The organism is Pseudomonas sp. RA_105y_Pfl2_P56, assembly GCF_963970845.1.
GTDB classification, from domain to species: Bacteria; Pseudomonadota; Gammaproteobacteria; order Pseudomonadales; family Pseudomonadaceae; genus Aquipseudomonas; species Aquipseudomonas baetica_A.
Map to the genome: position 1 here is coordinate 143,333 of NZ_CAXAPL010000006.1, position 18,534 is coordinate 161,866.

Annotated in this window: 19 protein-coding genes and 2 pseudogenes; 13 read left to right on the top strand and 8 right to left on the bottom strand. The window is 57.7% G+C overall.

What is annotated here, in order from left to right; genetic code table 11:
- Positions 1-32: 32 nt before the first annotated feature.
- Positions 33-989: a response regulator gene (locus AACY11_RS06635; RefSeq protein ID WP_339494183.1), complete on the top strand. Its 957-nt coding sequence runs from the start codon at positions 33-35 to the stop codon at positions 987-989.
- A 203-nt stretch (positions 990-1,192) separates the two neighbouring features.
- On the top strand, positions 1,193-2,089 hold the full coding sequence (locus AACY11_RS06640; RefSeq protein ID WP_339431514.1) for a M23 family metallopeptidase: 897 nt from the start codon (positions 1,193-1,195) through the stop codon (positions 2,087-2,089).
- A 36-nt stretch (positions 2,090-2,125) separates the two neighbouring features.
- Here the strand turns inward: AACY11_RS06640 and AACY11_RS06645 are convergent, their stop codons facing one another.
- The 3 genes from AACY11_RS06645 to phoB all read right to left on the bottom strand — a co-directional run bounded on the left by AACY11_RS06645 (position 2,126) and on the right by phoB (position 5,628).
- A complete protein-coding gene (locus AACY11_RS06645) occupies positions 2,126-3,466 on the bottom strand; it encodes a hemolysin family protein (protein WP_339431515.1) in 1,341 nt (446 codons plus the stop codon).
- Positions 3,467-3,577: 111 nt separating this feature from the next.
- Complete coding sequence (gene phoR / locus AACY11_RS06650) at positions 3,578-4,864, bottom strand: phosphate regulon sensor histidine kinase PhoR (RefSeq protein WP_260455826.1); 1,287 nt, start codon at positions 4,862-4,864, stop codon at positions 3,578-3,580.
- Between the two features lie 74 nt (positions 4,865-4,938).
- Entirely contained in the window at positions 4,939-5,628 is a 690-nt protein-coding gene (gene phoB, locus AACY11_RS06655) for a phosphate regulon transcriptional regulator PhoB (protein WP_007896474.1), read from the bottom strand.
- Between the two features lie 151 nt (positions 5,629-5,779).
- Between phoB and AACY11_RS06660 the strand changes: the two genes are divergently transcribed.
- A complete protein-coding gene (locus AACY11_RS06660; RefSeq protein ID WP_339431516.1) occupies positions 5,780-6,166 on the top strand; it encodes a COG4315 family predicted lipoprotein in 387 nt (128 codons plus the stop codon).
- A 49-nt stretch (positions 6,167-6,215) separates the two neighbouring features.
- On the opposite strand, the gene ubiA is transcribed toward AACY11_RS06660, so the two are convergent.
- The gene (ubiA, locus tag AACY11_RS06665; protein ID WP_339431517.1) at positions 6,216-7,106 is read right to left on the bottom strand and encodes a 4-hydroxybenzoate octaprenyltransferase; all 891 of its coding nucleotides are present in this window, start codon (positions 7,104-7,106) and stop codon (positions 6,216-6,218) included.
- On the bottom strand, positions 7,106-7,666 hold the full coding sequence (locus AACY11_RS06670; RefSeq protein ID WP_339431518.1) for a chorismate--pyruvate lyase family protein: 561 nt from the start codon (positions 7,664-7,666) through the stop codon (positions 7,106-7,108). The genes ubiA and AACY11_RS06670 overlap by 1 nt, the downstream gene beginning before the upstream one ends.
- Before the next feature lie 201 nt (positions 7,667-7,867).
- On the opposite strand from AACY11_RS06670, the gene AACY11_RS06675 reads away from it, so the two are divergent.
- From AACY11_RS06675 to AACY11_RS06685, 3 genes are all read left to right on the top strand, one after another.
- On the top strand, positions 7,868-8,035 hold the full coding sequence (locus AACY11_RS06675) for a rubredoxin (RefSeq protein WP_339431519.1): 168 nt from the start codon (positions 7,868-7,870) through the stop codon (positions 8,033-8,035).
- Between the two features lie 21 nt (positions 8,036-8,056).
- Positions 8,057-9,205 (top strand): NAD(P)/FAD-dependent oxidoreductase, encoded by a 1,149-nt coding sequence (locus tag AACY11_RS06680; RefSeq protein ID WP_339494185.1) that lies wholly within the window; start codon positions 8,057-8,059, stop codon positions 9,203-9,205.
- 189 nt (positions 9,206-9,394) lie between these two features.
- Entirely contained in the window at positions 9,395-9,670 is a 276-nt protein-coding gene (locus AACY11_RS06685) for an HU family DNA-binding protein (protein ID WP_003213368.1), read from the top strand.
- 94 nt (positions 9,671-9,764) lie between these two features.
- Here AACY11_RS06685 and AACY11_RS06690 read toward each other — a convergent pair whose 3' ends face one another.
- The 3 genes and pseudogenes from AACY11_RS06690 to tssI all read right to left on the bottom strand — a co-directional run.
- Positions 9,765-10,844, bottom strand: a complete 1,080-nt coding sequence (locus tag AACY11_RS06690) for a hypothetical protein (RefSeq protein WP_339494186.1) — start codon at positions 10,842-10,844, stop codon at positions 9,765-9,767.
- A gap of 13 nt (positions 10,845-10,857) precedes the next feature.
- Positions 10,858-11,223: pseudogene (locus AACY11_RS06695) on the bottom strand (DUF2931 family protein); the annotation flags it as partial.
- Positions 11,214-11,972: pseudogene (gene tssI / locus AACY11_RS06700) on the bottom strand (type VI secretion system tip protein TssI/VgrG); the annotation flags it as partial. The pseudogenes AACY11_RS06695 and tssI, both read right to left, overlap by 10 nt.
- 713 nt (positions 11,973-12,685) lie before the next feature.
- Between tssI and tssA the strand changes: the two are divergent.
- From tssA to AACY11_RS06735, 7 genes are read left to right on the top strand one after another with little or no spacing between them, the layout of a single operon-like run.
- Positions 12,686-14,248 carry a type VI secretion system protein TssA gene (tssA, locus tag AACY11_RS06705; RefSeq protein ID WP_339431522.1) on the top strand — a complete coding sequence of 521 codons (1,563 nt, stop codon included), beginning with the start codon at positions 12,686-12,688 and terminating at the stop codon, positions 14,246-14,248.
- Positions 14,249-14,280: 32 nt separating this feature from the next.
- Positions 14,281-14,784 (top strand): type VI secretion system contractile sheath small subunit, encoded by a 504-nt coding sequence (tssB, locus tag AACY11_RS06710; protein ID WP_003229587.1) that lies wholly within the window; start codon positions 14,281-14,283, stop codon positions 14,782-14,784.
- 25 nt (positions 14,785-14,809) lie between these two features.
- Positions 14,810-16,285, top strand: a complete 1,476-nt coding sequence (gene tssC, locus AACY11_RS06715; protein ID WP_025112673.1) for a type VI secretion system contractile sheath large subunit — start codon at positions 14,810-14,812, stop codon at positions 16,283-16,285.
- A 9-nt stretch (positions 16,286-16,294) separates the two neighbouring features.
- Positions 16,295-16,702 carry a type VI secretion system baseplate subunit TssE gene (gene tssE, locus AACY11_RS06720; protein WP_339431523.1) on the top strand — a complete coding sequence of 136 codons (408 nt, stop codon included), beginning with the start codon at positions 16,295-16,297 and terminating at the stop codon, positions 16,700-16,702.
- A gap of 11 nt (positions 16,703-16,713) precedes the next feature.
- Positions 16,714-17,220: a PAAR domain-containing protein gene (locus AACY11_RS06725; RefSeq protein ID WP_095137725.1), complete on the top strand. Its 507-nt coding sequence runs from the start codon at positions 16,714-16,716 to the stop codon at positions 17,218-17,220.
- 4 nt (positions 17,221-17,224) lie between these two features.
- Positions 17,225-18,076: a hypothetical protein gene (locus tag AACY11_RS06730; protein ID WP_339465176.1), complete on the top strand. Its 852-nt coding sequence runs from the start codon at positions 17,225-17,227 to the stop codon at positions 18,074-18,076.
- Positions 18,073-18,450, top strand: a complete 378-nt coding sequence (locus tag AACY11_RS06735) for a hypothetical protein (protein WP_336347657.1) — start codon at positions 18,073-18,075, stop codon at positions 18,448-18,450. Before AACY11_RS06730 ends, AACY11_RS06735 begins: the two co-directional genes overlap by 4 nt.
- Positions 18,451-18,534: the final 84 nt, after the last annotated feature.

Consider the following 18,534-nt stretch of genomic DNA (forward strand, 5'->3'; position numbering starts at 1 on the left):
TATGCTTGCCGGGATTTTTATAGGGGTGTTGGATGAGCAAAATCAGTGTGTTGGTCGTGGACGATGCGTCGTTCATTCGTGACCTGGTGAAAAAGTGCCTGCGTAATTACTTCCCCGGGATCCGCACCGAGGATGCCGTCAACGGTAAAAAGGCTCAGGCCGTGCTGGCCAAGGAAGCCTTCGACCTGGTTCTGTGCGACTGGGAAATGCCGGAAATGTCCGGTCTAGAACTGCTGACCTGGTGCCGTCAACAGGACAATCTCAAGACCATGCCGTTTGTCATGGTGACCAGCCGTGGCGACAAAGAGAACGTGGTGCAGGCGATTCAGGCTGGCGTTTCCGGCTATGTCAGCAAGCCGTTCACCAACGAGCAACTGCTGACCAAGGTCAAGCAGGCGCTGAACAAGGTCGGCAAGCTCGATACCCTGATGAACAGCGCACCGACCAAGATGAACTCGGCGTTCGGCAACGACTCCCTGAGCGCACTGACCGGCGGCAAACCTGCCGTGGTCGGTGGTGCTCCGACGGCCGCTGCGGTCAACCCGTTTGCCAAACCCGCCGCTGCTGCACCCGCGCCAGCCGCCGCGCCATCCCGTGGTTTGCTCAACAGCCCGCCGGTCAAAGCGCCCGCCGCCTCAGCAGCGCCGGCTGGCGGTCGGGGTCAGGGCCAGTTGCGCCTGCCGAGCGGCAACCAGCAATGCGTGATCAAGGCCCTGAGCATCAAGGAAGCGCTGTTGGTGGTGAAGCGCACCGACACCCTGCCGCAGATCCTCGACAGCGCCGTGCTCGACCTGGAACAGGGCGACAACGCCGAAATCGCCCGCCTCAATGGCTACCTGCATGCCATCGTTGCCTTTGAGCAGAAAGCCGACAGCGACTGGCTGCAACTGACCTTTCGCTTCGTCGACCAGGACGCGCAGAAACTCGACTACATCTCCCGCCTGATCGCCCGCGGCACGGCGCAGAAGCACTTCGTACCCGGCGCCTGATCTTCATCGCCTGACCGTCCGACTTCGCGAGCAAGCCCGCACATTGGAATGTATTTCAAATGTGGAGCGAGCTTGCTCGCGGAGGGGGCATCACGCACGACAGCGATTTTCCAGACTGCCCAATTTGAAACATCTGTCGACTAGCCTGGTCTGCTTGACCTGCTAGGCTCATTTCCAGGCCTTACTCGACAGAACCTTTGCCCATGCTCGCGCGCCTGCTGTTTTTCTGTGGTCTCTTCATGGCCTCCACCTCGGCTGTGGCCATGACTATTTACAAATCCACCGATGCCAACGGCGTGGTCTCCTACAGCGACCGGCCGAGCAAAGGCTCGCAGGTGTTCGTGTTTCAGGATCGCATGGTCGAACGCCTTGAGCGGCAGGTGTACCTCGACATCAAGAAGCACAAGGGTGTCGACGTGGTATTCGTGCGCAATGATTTGTATGCGCCGGTCGAGGTTGCACTGGCGTTTACCGGGATGAGCAATGTGCGTGGCGCGCCCGCTCAAACGATCCGCCGGGTGCTGCCGGCACGCAGCAATACGCGCTTGGCGTTGCTGACGGCGGTTTCCGGCGCCAGGCCTCTGGTGTATACGCCGCAGTTCCATTACGCCCTTGGCGACCCTGCCGGGACGGCGCAGGGCTATCGCTATCCGCTGCCGTGGCGTGGCGGGCCGTTTCGCTTGAGTCAGGGCGCCAATGGCCAATACAGCCACTATGGGCCGAAGAACAAGTACGCGATGGACATCGCCATGCCGGTGGGTACACCGATCATCGCCGCGCGGGCTGGCGTGGTGGTGAAAACCGAGAACTCCCAGAGTGGACGTGGCACTGATCCTTCCGGCAATTTCGTGCGTGTGCTGCACGATGACGGCACGATGGGCGTGTACCTGCATCTCAAGCAAGGCTCGGTGAGGGTACGCGAAGGGCAACGAGTGACGGTGGGCAGTCCGTTGGCGCTGTCGGGCAACACCGGTAACAGCAGCGGCCCGCACCTGCACTTTGTGGTGCAACGCAATAGCGGGGCGGGGCTGGTGTCGATTCCGTATCAGTTCAACCAGCCGCTGGGGGCATTGCCCAACTTTGCGTTGGGCAAGCAGTGATGAGGTGTCTGATCTGACACTTTCGGGATCAGTCCATCAATCCAGCATCAACACCTTGGCCAGCACAATCTTCGGCCCTTTCATCTTCTTGATGATGATCCGCAGACCTTCGACTTCCAGCGCCTCTTCCTCTTCCGGCACGCGTTTGAGCGTTTCGTAGACCAGGCCGGCGAGGGTTTCGGCTTCGATGTGGTCCAGATCGATGCCCAGCAGGCGCTCGACCTTGAACAACGGCGTATCGCCGCGCACCAGCAACTTGCCCGGCTGATACGCGAGAATCCCGCGCTCGGCCTTGCGGTGTTCGTCCTGAATGTCGCCGACCAGCACTTCCAGCACGTCTTCCATGGTCAGGTAACCGATGATGTTGCCGTCAGCCTCCTCGACCACAGCGAAGTGCGAGCCGCCCTTGCGGAACTGCTCCAGCAGTTGCGACAGCGGCATGTGCCGCGACACGCGTTCCAGCGGACGGGTCAGTTCAGCCAGGTTGAACGACTCGGGAATGTGATCCAGCGCCGCCAGTTCCAGCAGCAGATCCTTGATGTGCAGCAGGCCGACGAACTCCTGGCGCTCACTGTCGTACACCGGATAACGGCTGAACTTGTGGCGACGGAACATCGCCAGGATTTCCTTCAGCGGCGCGTTGAATTCCAGCGTGACCAGGTCTTCCCGGGAGTTGGCCCAGTCGACCACTTCCAGTTCGCCCATTTCCACCGCAGACGCCAATACGCGCATGCCTTGGTCGCTCGGATCCTGCCCACGGCTGGAGTGCAGGATCAGTTTCAGTTCTTCGCGGCTGTAGTGGTGTTCGTGGTGCGGGCCGGGTTCGCCTTGTCCGGCGATCCGCAGAATTGCGTTGGCGCTGGCATTGAGCAGGTAGATCGCCGGGTACATCGCCCAGTAGAACAGGTACAGCGGCACCGCAGTCCACAGTGACAGCAGTTCGGGTTTGCGGATTGCCCACGACTTGGGTGCCAGTTCGCCAACGACGATGTGCAGGTACGAAATAACGAAGAACGCAGCGAAGAACGACACGCCCTTGATCACTTCCGGCGACTGCACGCCAACGCTTTCCAGCAAGGGCTCGAGAATGTGCGCAAACGCCGGCTCACCCACCCAGCCCAGGCCGAGGGAGGCGAGGGTGATACCTAGCTGGCACGCCGAGAGATACGCATCGAGCTGACTGTGTACGGTGCGCAGGATGTGCCCGCGCCAGCCGTTCTTGTCAGCGATGGCCTCGACCCGGGTCGAGCGCAGTTTGACCATGGCGAATTCCGCTGCAACGAAAAAGCCGTTGAGCAACACCAGGATCAAAGCAAAAAGAATCATGCCGAAATCGGCAAATATTGTAGCGAGGGACAAGCCAGGGGAAGGGTCCATGATGGAGTTTTGCGGGTTCCGTGTAATTCGTAAGAGAGAATAAGTCGCGCCTGAAAGGCAGGCGCAAGTCAGCCAATGTAGCGGCTGACCTGGCGATTGCCTAGTCCGGCATTACTCAGCGGCGCTAATTGCCCGTACTTGAGCCACTTGAGCCGGGGCGAAATGGCAGGTGAACGTGCTGCCATGACCGGGCACGCTGCTGATTTCCATGCGCGCGCGGTGGCGCAGCAACACATGTTTGACGATCGCCAGCCCCAGTCCGGTGCCGCCCGTGTTGGAATTGCGGCTGGAGTCGACGCGGTAGAAGCGTTCGGTCAGGCGCGGCAGGTGTTTGCTGTCGATCCCCATGCCCGAGTCCTGCACGCTCAGGTGTGCGCCTTGCTCATCACTCCACCAGCGAATGCGAATGTTGCCCTCGGCCGGCGTGTATTTCACCGCGTTGAACACCAGATTGGAGAACGCGCTGCGCAGTTCTGCCTCGCTGCCCTTGAGCATGAGGCTGGTGTCGGCTTCCAGCGTGATGTGCTGGTTTTTTGATCCGGACAGTTGCTGCGCGTCGCTCTTGATCGATTGCAGCAGCGTGTCGACGGGCACCGGATGGTTGTCGGACGGATAATCGGTGGCTTCCAGTTTGGCCAGCAACAGCAGGTCGTTGAGCAACGTCTGCATGCGCCCGCCCTGTTGCTGCATCTGCTGCAGGGCACGGCTCCAGCGCGGGTTCACTTCCTCGACGTTGTCGAGCAGGGTTTCCAGATAGCCGCAGATCACCGTCAGCGGCGTGCGCAACTCGTGGGAAACGTTGGCGACGAAATCTTTGCGCATCTGCTCCAACTGATGGATGCGCGTGACGTCGCGCACCAGCATCAAGTGTTCGTTGTTGCCGTAGCGGGTCAGGTATAGCTGAATGCGCACGCGATCATTGGTCGGCGAGGGGATTTCCAGCGGCTCGGCATAGCTTTCCTGCTCGAAGTATTCCTTGAAGCGCGGATGGCGGACCAGGTTGGTCACCGGTTGGCCGCTGTCTTGCGGGGTCTTGAGGCCGAGCAGGGTTTCGGCGGCGCGGTTCCACCATTCCAGGTTGCCATCGCTGTCGAGCATGATCACCGCGTCTTTCAGCGCGGCGGTGGATTCCTGCACCCGGTCGATCACCGCTTGCAGGCGCCCGCGCACCCGTTGGTCGCGGCGTTGCAGGTGATAGATGCTGTCGAACACCTCGCCCCACAGGCCGTAGCCGTCGGGCGGTGCTTCATCGGGTTGGTGCAGGCGTAGCCATTCGTGCAGACGCAGCAATTGCTTGAGCGTCCAGGCCAGATAAATACCCAGGCCCGCGGCAAGGCTCCAGCCGTAATAGCCGGTGATCAGGCCGATCACCAGACAAGCGGTGACCAGCAGCAGCATGTGGCGAATCAGGGTGCCATGCCAGTTTTGATTCACGGGAAGTACGGTCCTTGTCAGCGAGTCTGGCGGTCGGGTCAGGCCTTGGTGGAAAACCGGTAGCCAGTGCCGCGCACGGTTTGTACCAGATTTTCGTAGGCGTCGCCGAGGGCCTTGCGCAGACGACGTATGTGCACGTCGACGGTGCGCTCTTCAACATAGACGTTGCCGCCCCAGACCTGATCCAACAATTGGCCACGGGTGTAGGCGCGTTCCTGGTGGGTCATGAAGAATTGCAGCAGGCGATATTCGGTCGGGCCCATCTCGGCCGGCTTGCCATCGATGGTCACGCGGTGGCTGATCGGGTCGAGCAGCAGCCCACCGACTTCGATCGGTGCTTCGCCGTCCGTCGGACCGGCGCGACGCAGCACAGCCTTGAGGCGCGCCACCAGCTCGCGTGGGGAAAACGGTTTGGTGATGTAGTCGTCAGCGCCGACTTCCAGACCCTGGATCTTGTTGTCTTCTTCGCCCTTGGCGGTGAGCATGATGATCGGGATGTCCCCGGTCAGTTCGTCACGCTTGAGGCGGCGGGCCAGTTCGATGCCGGAGGTGCCAGGCAGCATCCAGTCGAGCAGGATCAGGTCCGGCTTGCGGTCGACGATGATGGCGTGCGCCTGCTGCGAGTTCTCCGCCTCGAGGCAGTCATAGCCGGCCATTTCCAACGCAACGGCGATCATTTCGCGAATGGGCGCTTCGTCGTCAACGATCAGAATGCTCCTGCCAACCATGCCTTAATCCTCTTGTCATTTAACTGTCTTGCGCCGCATTAGATAACGGAATTATTGCAGTCGTGTGACAGTATTTTAGTCCGCCAGCGGTTGTGCGGATCCTGAACTACGCTCTAAGTCCGAATCCTGACAACCACAAAAGAAGGTTTCCATGACTCAAATGAATTTTTCCTTTAAAGCCCTGCTGATGGCTGCTGCTCTGACTCTGCCTGGATTAGCGATGGCGGCAGAGCCGGCCATGATGAAGGACGGCATGATGGTCGATCACAAAGGCATGACCGTTTACACGTTCGACAAGGACGCCGACGGCAAGTCGATGTGCAACGCCGATTGCGCCAAGAACTGGCCACCGATGATGGCGCCAGCGGACGCCAAGGCTGAGGGCAAATGGAGTGTCATCAAGCGCGATGACGGCATGATGCAATACGCCTACGACGGCAAACCGCTGTACACGTTCATGAAGGACGAAAAACCTGGAGAAATGAAAGGCGACATGATGAATAACATGTGGCATGTCGTCCACATGTCACAGAAATAACGGGCTTGAGTGCTTGAACATCGGCCCCGGTCTGCGGGGCCGTATTGTCTCAACGCAACGCGTAATCCAGCACGATCCCGACAAAAATCGCCAGCCCGGCCCAGTGGTTGTGTAAAAACGCCTGGAAGCAGCGCAACCGGTCCTTGCTGCGGGTGTACCAGAATTGCCACGCATAACAGCCGGCAGCCGCCAGCAGACCGAGATGGAACCAGCCCCCCAGCTCGAATCTCGACCCGGCCAGCAACAGGCAGCCCAGCGACAGCGCCTGCAACGTCAGGATGATCACCCGGTCCGCCTCGCCAAACAGGATCGCCGTGGATTTCACCCCGATCTTCAGGTCGTCATCCCGATCGGTCATCGCGTAATAGGTGTCGTAACCCACCGTCCACAGCAGGTTGGCGATCCACAGCAACCACGCCGCAGCGGGCACTTCGCCGGTTTCGGCGGTGAACGCCATCGGCATGCCCCAGGAAAACGCCGCACCCAGCACCACCTGCGGGTAATAGGTGTAGCGCTTCATGAACGGATACGTGAACGCCAGCGCCAAACCACCCAGCGACAGCCAGATCGTCGGCGCATTGGTGCACAGTACGAGCAGGAAACTCACGCCCATCAGCAGCGCGAAGAACACCAGCGCCTCTTTCGAGCTGATCTTGCCGCTGGCCAACGGTCGTTGCGCCGTGCGTTTGACATGGCCGTCGACCTTGCGGTCGGCCCAGTCGTTGATCACGCAGCCACCGGCGCGGGTCAGCACCACGCCGAGGACAAAAATCACCACGTTGGCCAGCGATGGCGAGCCCTTGCCGGCAATCCACAGCGCCCACAGCGTTGGCCACAGCAGCAAGTAAATGCCGATCGGCTTATCCATGCGGGTCAACTGAATGAAATCCCAGGCGCGCGGATTCAAACGGTTCAGGGACTTGAGCAGGCTCTGATACATCAGCAGGTCTCCGGATGGGCGCGGGCAGCGTTCCACAGGCTCGGCAGGAAAATTTCCGCTACCAGCACGCTCAGTGCGCCACGGTCGAAACGCGAGCGACGGCCCCACAGGTCGGGCGAGCGGGACGCTTGTGGCAGCCAATGTTCCGGGTACTCACAGACTTCGATGGCGCGGCGCTGGAAGGCATGATCGCAAAACAGCAACTCGCCCAGCGAGCGGCTGCCCAGTTCGTCCATGTGCAAACCATCGCCCTGCAACGCGCGGCGCGAAGCCACGCTGCGGGCAAACACCCAGGCTTCGCCATGGCCGCGCAGATACACCTCACGCACCCAGCCTTCACTGCCTTCGGCCAGATCCAGCGCGGTGCATTCGTCGGTTCGCAAAGTGTCCCAGCCTTCAAACAGCGGCGTTACGCTGAAGCCGTCGTTCGACAGACGGGTCAGGCGGCGAGTCAGCGAACCTTCGTCGAACAACCAGTTCAGGGTCAACGAGTCGGGGAGGGGCGTCAGTTGGCTCTGAGTCAGCCAGAGCGGGGCCGGAGAGGAATTTGAATGTTGCACAATGAGTCATTATTGGCCGCAAATGAGGCGGCGAGCTTACCATGGCAGGCCGCGAGATTGATGGAACCGGGTCGCCGTTGCGCCGAACAGGCTTGCATCTGCCCGGCACCCTCAGTACAAAACGCCCTGAGCCGGATGGCAGCGCAGCACCCATCGACCGTCCGCGCCGGCAAAACGCCTGAATCCTGAGGAAGTACCTGAATGAAAAAGTGGCAATGTGTGGTTTGCGGCCTGGTCTATAACGAAGCCGACGGCTGGCCGGATGACGGCATCGCGCCGGGCACCCTTTGGCAGGACGTACCGGAAGACTGGCTGTGCCCTGACTGCGGCGTCGGCAAGATGGACTTCGAAATGATCGAAATCAACTAAGCACAACCCAAGGAGTAAGGCATGAGCGCACCAGTCGTCATCGTTGGCACCGGGCTTGCGGGCTACAACCTGGCCCGTGAGTTTCGCAAGCTCGACAGCGAAACCCCGTTGCTGCTGATTACCGCCGATGACGGTCGTTCCTACTCCAAACCGATGCTCTCCACCGGTTTTGGCAAGAACAAGGACGCCGACGGCCTGAGTATGGCCGAGCCGGGCGCCATGGCCGAGCAGTTGAAGGCCGAAGTGCGCACCCATACGCGCATCAGCGGTATCGACGCCGGCCACAAGCGCTTGTGGATCGGCGAAGAGGCCGTGGCCTACCGCGACCTGATCCTCGCCTGGGGGGCAGAGACCGTGCGCGTGCCGATTGAATGCGATGGTGCGGATCGGGTCTTCCCGATCAACGATCTCGAAGACTACGCACGCTTCCGTGCCGCAGCGGCCGGTAAGCGTCGGGTATTACTACTCGGGGCCGGCCTGATCGGCTGCGAGTTCGCCAATGACCTGATCCTCGGCGGCTACGAAGTGCAACTGGTCGCCCCGTGCGAACAGGTCATGCCGACGCTGCTGCACCCGGCCGCTGCGGCAGCCGTGCAGGCGGGGCTGGAAAGCCTCGGTGCACGCTTCCACCTGGGGCCGGTGCTGACCCGTCTGCAAAAAGTGGCTGACGGTCTGGAGGCGCACCTGTCCGACGGTCAGGTCATTGCGTGCGATGTGGTGGTCTCGGCCATCGGTCTGCGTCCACGCATTGATCTGGCCGCGGCTGCCGGTGTACAGGTCAATCGCGGCGTCGTGGTCAACCGCCATTTGCAAACGTCTCACGCCAATATCTACGCCTTGGGCGACTGCGCCGAGGTCGACGGGCTGAATCTGCTGTACGTCATGCCCCTGATGAGTTGTGCGCGAGCGCTGGCACAAACCCTGGCTGGAAACCCGACGGCAGTGAGCTATGGTCCCATGCCGATCACCGTGAAAACCCCGGTGTGCCCACTGGTGGTTTCGCCCCCGCCACGGGGCAGCGAAGGCGTGTGGGCGGTCGAAGGGCAGGGCGCCGACATCAAGGCCCTGTGTCACAGCGCTGACGGCCAGTTGCTCGGTTATGCCCTGACCGGCGCGGCGGTGATGGAAAAACTCGCACTGAACAAACAACTTCCGCCCTTGCTGGCGTAAATACCGGTCGTTCTGTCGGAATCACCCCGCTTTTGCCCCTACAAAGGTCGCGTGGAGGCTGGCGCCGCCGGTATCCGCGTGCCATCCTCACTCCGTCTGCCGCAGAGTAGAGCCTGCGGCGCCTTGGGCGCTGTTCCAACGAGAACAGCACGGACATAACAACAAAAAACCGTCAAAGGGGCTTCACTAATGCGTAAACCAGAACTCGCCGCTGCAATCGCTGAAAAAGCAGATCTGACCAAAGAACAGGCCAACCGCGTGCTCAACGCCGTTCTCGAAGAAATCACTGGCGCTCTGCACCGCAAGGACAGCGTCACGCTGGTGGGCTTCGGCACCTTCCTGCAACGCCACCGCGGCGCCCGCACCGGTAAAAACCCGCAAACCGGCGAGCCGGTGAAAATCAAGGCCAGCAACACCGTTGCCTTCAAGCCAGGCAAATCGTTGAAAGACAGCGTTAATCCATAATTGCGGCGAAGTCCCTGAACACGGGGAGAACCGCAATAAAAAATGGGCACACCGATTGCGGTCGGGTGCCCATTTTTTGTGGCTGTAAATCGGCTTATTGACGCCGGAAGCAGGCCTTGCCGTTGCCAAAATTGACGGCCAAGCAGTTGGGTTCGATGGCTAATTGCAGATCTTTGAACAACACAGAAAGATCGCCGTTGGCAGGGTCAGGATAGGCTTGCCAGTCCAGCGTCGCCCATCGAGTTTCCGGCATGACGGTGAACCACTCGATTTCATCAGGAGAATTTTGTGTATGCAAACCGATTTTCGCCAATGCTTTATTTGGGGAGAACGGCAGTGTCAGCGTGTTTCGCTGCGAGTCTGTCCAAACCTCCTTCAATGTCGAACCGTCTTCGAATTGCCAATGAACGTCCACTGGATGGATCGCGGGTGGTGAGACCGGATCGAAGTGATAAAACGTCAACCAATAGTTATGGTCAACTCGTTCTCGCTCATCTGGAGCCAGATATTGGCGGGTGGTCGCCAGATCAAATCCGATTGGTTGTTCGAACGTTAAGGGCTGGTTTTTTCGTTTCTTCCAGCCAATATTGAAGGCTCGGCTATCCCTCGCGACATCGAACCATTGATAAGTTCCACGATTATGATCTGTGCCAAAGCCAATTTTTTTCAGAGTTCTCTGGTGATCGTAAGGAAACCAGAGGTCTGTTTGTTGATTCGAGTTCAAGAGCAATTGACCCGGTGGACCTGAATCGAACTCGAGACTGACCATCACGGGTTTCAGGGGCGGCGGCGCAGGTTGGTGATCGTACCGTAGCTCTAAAACGTAGCTCTCTTTAGCCAACTCATTTTTTTCTTTGTCGGCATATTCCTTTAGTTCGATCAGCGTTCTCTCGTGTGAAAGATTGTAGGAAAGCTTCTTTGCTGGTTGGGCAGCAGGCTCTTGCTCCAGCATGAGAGTGTTTTCCTCGACATACCAGTTTCCCTTGGCGACACCGCCAGCCGATCCGTAGGCGATACCAGCAGAAAAGGTGCCGTCCTTACGCAACAGCAACTCGGCGCCCATTTCCATTGCGCCCGTCAGGTAGTAATGGCCGTCCAGTGGCGAGGTGTCTGCAAACGCCTGGGTAACGGGAAGCCACATCAGCGCTGCGAACAACAGCGGTTTCAATTCCATGAGGTAATGCTCCTTACCAGCTCCCGAAGGGAATGCCGAATTTTTCGATGTAGGCTTTAGATTCAGGTGATAGAGACAGTGCGTACCGCCCCTCGTTTTTTCCTTGATACGGGCCTTCCTTCATTACACTCCCTTTGAACCGAGTAATCTCGACAGACTTGAGGCAAGCGCCCCTTAGCCAGACCTTTGCAATACCGCCGGGAGCCAAGCCAATACCCATGTCATCGCGGTAGTCCGTGATCCATTTGCCATCAGCCCTGCAGAAAGCTTTTTCCGGCTTACGCATGATTTCCCGAGCCGATTCGCAAATGGTGATGTAAGCCTCATAGGTTTGGGGTTCAGCCAGGGATTGCCATCGTATATAGATCAGTATCGGTAGTCCTTGAGATCGGGACTGAATTCGGTGGTGAAGCGGCTCTCCAGTAGCAGACTTGGGCGTTGAAGATCGTAGTCACGACGGGTCACCGTGCTGGTGCGCGTGTTGAAGCCCATGGTCAGCTGATTGACCACGGATTGTTCCGCGACCATGCCGCTGTCGGCCTGAAAGTGCGCTGTACCCAGACTGGGGGCGAACACTGGGCTGTCAGTGAGCACCAGTAAATGCCCGTCGACCGAATGCTGGTGATGCCAGGCAATTCCATCTTCGGCGCACAAACGCTGGAGGAACGTGAAGTCGCTTTCGCCGTACTGCGTGCAGTACTCACGCGACGGATTCGGGTTGATGTGAAAGGTGAATGCATCGCTTTGAAAGCCGTGCCTTTCGAGCACCTGCGCGATGATCTGCGGCACCGTACGCTGCTGAAAAATTCGCTGATCCTGGCTGAACTGCAGATAGTGCAACGCTGGCACCAGCGTCAGCTCATAGCGGGTCAGGCGTTTACCGGACTCTGCGACCATTACATCTTCGATGCGCCCGTGAATACCTTCGCCGTTGAGGCCGAATTGTAGAAACGCGGGTTGGCTGAGCAGGCTCTCCAGATCGAAGTCCGGATACTCGCTGACCAGTTCGATTCGGACGGAGTAAAGCTGGCTGATGGCCTCGGTGCCGTTAAAGGCAAGCACCTTGAAATCGTGACGAACGGCTGGGATTTGCAGGGTAAAAGGCGCGCAGTTGCCCGTACTGAACATACGCTTGTCCTTAAGCAATGGGAGTCTTGGCGCGGTGTCCGATCATCCTTCATCGCCACGCGAAGAGAATTTGCCAAGGCACGCTAGCAACGCGGGAAATAAATTGATGTAAGAAGTATCTCTGACATTTGTCAGAGCATTCCGGGTGTGAAAGTGCGGGGTAAATTGAAGGAGAAGACTTAGGAGGGAGCTTCGATAATTATTGAGTTGGCACTGATGTACAGTATTGCCGCCCCTGTGAAACTTTCAGAAAGTGAAATGCCATCAAATTGATGGCACTTTTATTGATGGATGTTGTCGGCGGTAAATTGTTTATAGAGGTCGATTGGATTTCGGAAGAATCCTACTTTTATTTTTTAAAAATTTTGTCATGCTTTACGCCGCTTATTGGGACGCTCGTTCGAAATGAAACGGCCTGACTTCACCGGATGCTCTGGATCAATGGTTTGGAGGGTGTTGGGCAAACGCGGAGAATTTAAAGCGGTATCAGGGAATCCCCTGTCCCATATAGGGCGATCTCTTACAAGCACCAATGAACACTTCGTCTTGTTGTTTAATCAGATGCTTGCTAGTGGCCATCATCGTGAGTACGATGCGCCCACTTGAAAGAGCACACACTCAATAGGATGAGTCATGTCACTGCTCTTCGATACTGTCCAGCGCTCCTGAAACTCCAATAGGCGCACGACTGTAATCCCAATTAAAGGCCATGGATGTCCTACTCAAGCAAACTTTCCGCCCATTACCTCGAACTCGCTAAAGTCTCTGTTTCCAAAGAGAATTTCGCGGGCGAAGACGTTCGTTTTTCGAGCGAATTCGAGGCACTGGAAAGCGAGCTGGCCAAAGCCTCGTCGATGCACGAAAGCGGGCAGATCGACTGGCTGAAAATTCGCGAAAACAGCGAAAACCTTCTGCGAACCCAATCCAAGGATTTGCGTGTCGGCGCCTGGCTCACCTGGTCGCTGTATCAGCGCGAATCCTTCCCGGGGCTGCTGGCCGGCCTCGGTCTGCTGCACCACCTGTCGGAAAACAACTGGGCCGACGTCCACCCGCTCAAACCCCGCACCCGTGCCGCCGCCATTGGCTGGCTGGTGCCGCGTCTTGAGCAGGTCATCACCGAAAACATCGCGATCAAAGAGCAATTGCCGATGTTCCGGCAGCTCTCCGAGCATCTGGCTGGCCTCGACGCTGCCTGCACCGAACATCTGGGTGATGATGCGCCGCTGCTGCTGCCGCTCTCCCGCCGCCTGAAAACCATGATCCAGCGTGCCGCGGACAACCAGCCAGCCCCCGGTGTGGTGGGCGCTGCGGTGGCACAGGTCAAACAGGCTGCGAGCCAGTTGCTCACGCCCGGCGCACCGATTGACAACGAAAGAGACGCTCACAAAGCCTTGCGCGCCCAGCAGGACAGCGCGCGGCCACTGTGCGCCTGGTGGCTCAAACAGAAGGCCACTGACCTGCGCGCCTTGCGCCTGAATCGCACGCTGCTGTGGATGACCATCGACGCGGTACCGGAGCGCAACGCCGAACAGATCACCGTGTTGCGTGGTCTGCCACTGGAAAAACTCAAGCTCTACCAGGACCGTTTCGATCAGGGCAAATACGCCGACTTGCTGGTGGAACTGGAGGCGAGCCTGGCGAAGGCACCGTTCTGGTTCGATGGCCAGCGAATGGTCTGGGAATGTCTCCAGAACCTCAACGCCGAGTTGGCAATGCGCGAAGTGGAAATCCACTTCGCGCTTTTGGTTCAGCGTCTGCCTGGCATTGTCGAGTTGCGTTTCCATGACGGTGCGCCGTTTGCCGATCCGTCCACCCGGGCGTGGATCGCCGCCAATGTCATGCCGCATCTGCAAAGCGCCAGTGCGCCGCGCAAGGTCGAGAGCGAGAACGTCGAAACCCAGCCAGCCTGGGAAAAAGCCCTCGAAGAGGTGCTGCCACTGCTGCGCAAGGAAGGCTTGAAGCCTGCCGTGCAGATCCTCAAGCAAGGACTGCAATCGGCCCACGGCGGACGCGAGCGCTTCTTCTGGCAGTTCGCGCTCGCCCGACTGTGCTTCATGGCCAAGAAATACGAACTGGCCAAGAACCAGCTCGAAACCCTCGATCAGACATTACAGGACTCAGGCCTGCACGCCTGGGAGCCCGATCTTGCATTGGAAGTGCTGCACCTGCTGCACAGTTGCTGCGAGTTGTTACCGCAGAACCATGCAGTGCGTGAACGCAAGGAAGAGATTTATCGCAGGCTGTGCCACCTCGATCTCGAAGTGGTACTCGAATAGGCCCCAGGGCCACAACCGCAAGGAGAAAAGCCATGGCCAAAGAAGGCTCGGTAGCCCCCAAGGAACGCATCAACGTCACCTTCAAACCCGCCACCGGCGGTGCTCAGGAAGAGATTGAACTGCCGCTGAAACTGCTGGCAATCGGTGACTACACCCACCGCAAGGACGATCGCAAAATCGAAGATCGCAAGCCGATCAGCATCGACAAGATGACCTTCGACGAAGTGTTGGCCAAGCAAGAACTGGGTCTGACGCTGAGCGTGCCGAACCGTCTTCAGGAAGATGGCGAGGCCGACGAGCTGGCTGTGCAACTGCGCGTCAATTCGATGAAGGACTTCAACCCGGCCAGCCTGGTCGAGCAAGTGCCTGAGCTGAAAAAACTGATGGAACTGCGCGATGCGCTGGTGGCCCTCAAGGGCCCGCTGGGTAACGCACCTGCGTTCCGTAAAGCCATCGAAGGCGTGCTCGCCGACGACGAATCCCGCGGTCGCGTACTCGGTGAGCTGGGCTTGAACGCCGCAGCCCCGGACGCCTGAGACTCAAGCCAAGGAAGCCAACACAATGAGCACTAGCGCAGCACAAGAGAAGAGCGCCGAGAACGGCGAATACAGCATTCTCGACAGCATCATCGCCGAAACCCGTCTGACGCCGGACGACGAAGCCTACGACATCGCCAAACGCGGCGTGTCGGCGTTCATCGAAGAACTGCTCAAGCCGCAGAACAACGGTGAGCCAGTCAAGAAGGCCATGGTTGACCGCATGATCGCCGAGATCGATGCCAAGCTCAGCCGTCAGATGGACGAAATCCTGCACCACCCGGACTTCCAGGCTCTGGAATCGTCGTGGCGTGGTCTGCAACTGCTGGTCGACCGCACCAACTTCCGCGAAAACATCAAGATCGAAATCCTCAACGTCTCCAAAGAAGACCTGCTGGACGATTTCGAAGATTCGCCGGAAGTCATGCAGTCGGGTCTGTACAAGCACATCTACACCGCAGAATACGGCCAGTTCGGTGGTCAGCCTGTGGGCGCGATCATCGCCAACTACTACATGTCGCCAAGCTCGCCAGACGTGAAGCTGATGCAGTACGTGGCCAGCGTTTCGTGCATGTCCCACGCGCCGTTCATCGCTGCGGCCGGCCCGAAATTCTTCGGCCTGGAAAGCTTCACCGGCCTGCCGGATCTGAAAGATCTGAAAGACCACTTCGAAGGCCCGCAATTCGCCAAATGGCAGAGCTTCCGTACTTCGGAAGACTCCCGCTACGTTGGCCTGACCGTGCCGCGTTTCCTGCTGCGTAACCCGTACGACCCGGAAGAAAACCCGGTCAAATCGTTCGTGTACAAGGAAACCGTTGCCAACAGCCACGAGCACTACCTGTGGGGCAACACGGCCTACGCGTTTGGCACCAAGCTGACCGACAGCTTCGCCAAATTCCGCTGGTGCCCGAACATCATCGGCCCACAGAGCGGTGGTGCTGTTGAAGACCTGCCTCTGCACCATTTCGAAAGCATGGGCGAAATCGAAACCAAGATTCCTACCGAAGTTCTGGTTTCCGACCGTCGTGAATACGAACTGGCCGAGGAAGGCTTCATCTCCCTGACCATGCGCAAGGGCTCCGACAACGCGGCGTTCTTCTCCGCAAGCTCGGTGCAGAAGCCGAAGTTCTTCGGCATCAGCGCAGAAGGCAAGGCTGCAGAGCTGAACTACAAGCTCGGCACCCAACTGCCGTACATGATGATCGTCAACCGCCTGGCTCACTACCTGAAAGTGCTGCAGCGCGAGCAACTCGGTTCGTGGAAAGAACGTACCGACCTCGAGCTGGAACTGAACAAGTGGATCCGTCAGTACGTGGCCGACCAGGAAAACCCGAGCGCCGAAGTGCGTGGCCGTCGTCCGCTGCGCGCTGCGCAAGTGATCGTCAGCGACGTTGAAGGCGAGCCGGGCTGGTACCGCGTGAGCTTGAACGTGCGTCCGCACTTCAAGTACATGGGTGCCGATTTCACCCTGTCGCTGGTTGGCAAGCTGGACAAAGAGTAAGAGCGACTCATGGACGGATACGGCAGCCTTTTCGAACGCCTCAACGGCGATGCGCAACTACGCAAGGGCAACAGCCTTGAGGCTTGTGCCATGGCGTCAGTGGCTGCCCATCTGGCCAAAATGCTCAGCACCCGGGCCGGCAGCGTGCAAACGCTGTCCGACTACGGGTTGCCCGATCTCAATGACATGCGCCTGAGCCTGCACGATTCCCTGAGTCAGGCCCGCCTGGCCATCGAAAGCTTCATCGAAGCCTACGAGCCACGCCTGAGCAACGTGCGTGTCATTTCCCTGCCGCGTGACCACGATCAACTGCGCCTGGCCTTCAGCATCGAAGGCCTGCTGGAAGTTGAAGGGTTCAAGCGACAGGTCAGTTTTTCCGCGCGCCTGGATGGCAGCGGTCAAGTGAAGGTCACCTAAGGAGATCCCCGATGTCTGGCAAACCCGCAGCACGCGTATCCGACCCCACCGCTTGCCCGCTCCCCGGCCACGGCACCAACCCGATCGCCGCCGGTTCCGGCGACGTGTTCTTCGACGGCCTCGCGGCCGCCCGCCAAGGCGATGCGTCGGCGTGTGGTGGTGCGATGGTTGGCGATCTGGCGACCACGGTTCTGATCAATGGCAAACCGGCGGCCACGGTAGGTTCGGTTGGTTCTCATGGCAATAAGGTCACCGCCGGTTCTGGCACGGTGATTATCGGCAATTCGCATTCGCCGGCGCCGTTTGTGCCGCCGGAGCCGTTAGTCATTCCTGGAGTCTTCAACCGTGTTTTTTCATTCCATACAGCGGACGGACAACCAGTAGCAAACCTCAATTACAGAATGGTTTCTGACAGTGGCTTAGAGAAAGCAGGATGTTCATCGGCGGCTGGAGGCACAGGGTGTTTCTCCACTGGAAAACAAGCCGAGATGGTTACCATCTACGTGTCGTCGGAGTAATCGCGTGGAAACCTCTATTGTCATCGACGGCGTTGCACACATTTTCGAGACTTCCGATGGAAAAACGGAACTGAAAATCAAAGCCGAAACTACGCCGAGTGAAGATAAAAAACCGAAACAGCTTCCATTGCCTCACGTCTGGTTAATAACCAGAGGAAATGGGGTGCCTCTTTTTGCTCTAAAACCGAATGCACCAGATGTTCAGTTCAGGATCATGAAAGCTGAGAAACTGTATGCGGAAGCAATTCAGTGGTTTGAGCCGTTGGCTGATAATTATCGGAAGAAAATTTGGGTGAACCCCGAGTCTAAAACTGCCGGTACAGATGCCTACAATGCCTATAAGCAGTTTAGTTGGTCGCAAATTATTAAATTTGCAATTATTGACCGGATGTCAATTAGCTTTGCCCCGACAATGCCCGGTGATTGGAAAAATAGTTCTGAGGGTGGTGCCGAATTTTTAATGGTCATGATTGATGGTGAGCCCTATTGGGCTGACGGGGTTGGGCAAATACCGTTCGCGACCGATACATATCGTTTATATCTGGAAGAAACCAAGTCTTTGGAAGCTGCCATTAAGAAAACCGTTGAAACCGGTATGAAATATGGTGATGGTATTCCTATATTCCCAAAGGAGGACAAGACCAATGAGTACGATAATTATATGGTGCTACGTGGGGCTTTATGGGCTTCGGAAAATTTTGAACTACGCACTGAAACGGTAAGAGTATTTGCTGGGCGAATGGGCTATCGCGAGAAAGTGGTGACCAGTACTGTTTATCTTGGCACATACGATCAGAAGTTAAGAAGCTCCATCACGCAAGGCTCTGTAGATAAGTATGGAGAGTGGAAAAGATGATGGTGAGGCTAGCGGCGGGTTTATTGGTACATTTTTTTGCCTGCGTCATTTATGTCGTGGTTAATTACTATGGTGTTTCGCTGTACAAGGTTTTATTTGGTGGGCTTACCTCGCGTGGTGCTTCCATCGGGATTGCCATGTATATGGTGTTTTATCTGTTTATTTTTGTAAATTTAGTTGTTGCTGTAATTCCAAAGCGAATGGTGAAAGTTAGCATTGTTTTTCTAATGGTTGCATTGATATTGGTTTATCTGTTGCCGCTTTATCCTGTTCGCGCGGCCGCTTACAGCGTTTTAACGGGTGGGCTAACTATTTTGGCGATATGGCTGGCTGGCAAGTTTGAAAAGTTTTTGTTGGCTCGGGTCATGACATGAAGTTTTTTGCTTTCTGGAAAAAGGGGGCGGTCCCTAATATTGCTTGGGTCATTACTGATGGTTCTTTCTGCCCATGAAGTTTTT